Annotated in this window: 2 protein-coding genes; both read right to left on the bottom strand. The window is 42.4% G+C overall.

From position 1 onward, the window contains the following. Nucleotides 1–195 precede the first annotated feature (195 nt). Nucleotides 196–663, bottom strand: coding sequence for a DinB family protein (locus tag ABES03_RS02935; protein ID WP_430115009.1), 468 nt, complete (start codon nucleotides 661–663; stop codon nucleotides 196–198). Between the two features lie 69 nt (nucleotides 664–732). Beyond that, on the bottom strand, nucleotides 733–2,424 hold the full coding sequence (gene argS / locus ABES03_RS02930) for an arginine--tRNA ligase (RefSeq protein WP_430115007.1): 1,692 nt from the start codon (nucleotides 2,422–2,424) through the stop codon (nucleotides 733–735). Nucleotides 2,425–2,506 lie beyond the last annotated feature (82 nt).

Below are 2,506 nucleotides of genomic sequence, written 5' to 3'. Positions count from 1 at the left end.
TCCCCTATTTACCGGCCGCGCTCTTTTTCTCTTACCACGGGCATTAGAAATCTCCCCTATTTACCGGCGGGCTTCTTTCCATTGGATTGGGACATAACATGTCACACTAACAAGGACTTTGGCTGTATCAAATCTTAAACATTCTTATCATTTAAAGAAAGCCCGCCAATTGGCGAGCCCCCTTATTTTCCTTATTTACTTAACCTCGACAGCCTTAATCATTCGCTTCATCGCTTGCATCTGTCCTAGATGAAGGGATTCATGGAAAATGGCAAAGCTGGTTAACTCGCCAAAAGTCTCTTGACCAAGGAATGGTGTTTTTAGCTTGGCACTAAAGCTTTCCACTGGAATTTCTTTAATTCTGCCCAGTTGTTCTTTCAGCTGAGCTGCCAATACCTGTACAGACGGAACTTCACCCTCCCAATCAGCCGGCTTGGTGCCATTTCCAAATAGCTCTAAGTAGTTAGCTGGTAAGTGAGTGGATTTCTTTGGGAAGCCAAACATAAATTGCTCTGCCACTGTTAGCACATGACCGACATGCCAGTGAAGGGTATTGTTAAAGCCTTCTGGTTGGGCATCTACCATATTTTCTTCTAGCGATTCAGCCATTTTTATAAATTGACCTCTTGCTACCTCATAGCTCTTAAATAACAATTCACTCATTTCATTGCCTCCCTTTTTTAACATAGTTCTATTTTATAACAGGATGAAAAATCCTCTAAATAAAAAGCTCTACATTTCCTCAGGAGCTTCTATTCCTAATAAACGCAGGCCTTCCTTTAGAACGACGGTGACTGCCAAGACAAGCGCTAAACGAGACTGTTTCGCTGCATTTTCTTCCAAGATTTTTACCTCGGCATAATACTTATTGAAAGCCTGGGCTAGGTCCACAATATATTTCGCCACTTGCGATGGATCAAAGTTTTCACAGGCTCGTTTAATCGCCGGTCCAAACTCCATTAACAGGCTTGTCACCTTCCATTCCTTCTCCCAAGAATAATCATATGATAGGGAATCTAAATTAGAATAGCCATTTCCTTTTCTTAAAATAGAACTTGCCCGAGCATACGTGTATTGTAAATAAGGTCCCGTTTCCCCTTCAAAACGAAGCATTTCCTCTAGCGAAAACTCGATATCATTCATGCGGTTGTTTTTTAAATCGTGGAAAATCACCGCACCTACACCCACTTGCTTGGCTACTTCATCTTTGTTTGGGAGGTTTGGATTTTTCTCCTCAATATTATGTCTAGCCATCGCGATTGATTCTTTTAATACTTCCTCTAATAAAACGACCTTCCCTTTACGAGTCGACATCTTCTTCCCGTCTTTCAACATCATTCCAAAAGGAACATGAACCATTTTTTCCGCCCAGTCATATCCCATTTTCCCTAACACAGCGATTAGTTGTTTAAAATGAAGGCTTTGCTCATGGCCTACTACATAAAGGGACTGAACAAAGTCATAATTTCCCTTACGGTAGAGGGCTGCCGCTAAATCCCGCGTTGCATAGAGCGTAGCCCCATCAGATTTTTTAATGAGACATGGCGGCAGCTGCTCCTCTGATAGCTCTACCACCTGTGCCTGGTCAGATTCTACCAGTAAGTGTTTCTCTTCTAGGAGACGGACAATCCGCTCCATTTTATCATTATAAAAAGCTTCTCCAGCAAATGAGTCAAACTGGACGTTCATCAGCTCATAAATTCTTGAGAATTCCTTCAGTGACTCGTCACGGAACCATTGCCAAAGCATTAACGCTTCTTCGTCCCCGTCCTCCAGCCGCTTGAACCAGCGGCGTCCCTGGTCTTCTAATGCTGGGTTGTTTTCTGCTTCTTCATGGAAGTGAATATATAGCTGTAGCAGTTCTTTAATCGGGTTTTGTTTGACCTTTTCGGCATTTCCCCAAAGCTGATAGGCTGTAATTAACTTTCCAAATTGTGTGCCCCAGTCACCAAGGTGGTTAATCTTAATCGGTTGGTATCCGCATTTCTCAACAATGTGTGCTATAGCATTACCGATGACAGTGGAGCGTAAGTGCCCCATGGAAAACGGCTTGGCGATATTCGGTGATGACATATCAATGGTGATATTGCCGCCGCCATAATCCTGTGCTCCAAATTGTTCGCGTTGCGCGAGTACTTCGGTGACCACTTTTTCCGAGACGAGTTTTTTATTTAAAAAGATATTAAGATAGGCTCCTACCACTTCTACTTTCTCAAATGTGGCTGAGTTGATTTTTTCACTTAATTCCTGCGCAATGAGATTTGGTGCCTTACGCTTTAGCTTGGCTAGTGTGAAGCATGGAAAGGCTAAATCTCCATGTGATGCATTTTTAGGCTTTTCGATCAAGAGTTCCAATTCATTTTCGGCCATTTCCTGCTCAAGAAGTTCATAAAGAATTACTGCAAGCTCTTTTTTAAAATTCATTCTGAAGACCTCCTTATTATCTTTAAATAGCTCTGTTACCATGTCTGTTGATTTCCGCTTCAGGCACTTCGCTTTCCGTGGG

It is taken from the genome of Neobacillus rhizosphaerae (assembly GCF_050477885.1).
Taxonomy (GTDB): Bacteria; Bacillota; Bacilli; order Bacillales; family Cytobacillaceae; genus Neobacillus; species Neobacillus rhizosphaerae_A.
This window is presented reverse-complemented; position numbering and strand designations above follow the sequence as displayed.

What these genes read in the sequence shown, in the direction of transcription:
- ABES03_RS02935 (WP_430115009.1), bottom strand. Translation starts at nt 663, where the DNA reads ATGAGTGAATTGTTATTTAAGAGCTATGAGGTAGCAAGAGGTCAATTT.
- argS (WP_430115007.1), bottom strand. Translation starts at nt 2,424, where the DNA reads ATGAATTTTAAAAAAGAGCTTGCAGTAATTCTTTATGAACTTCTTGAG.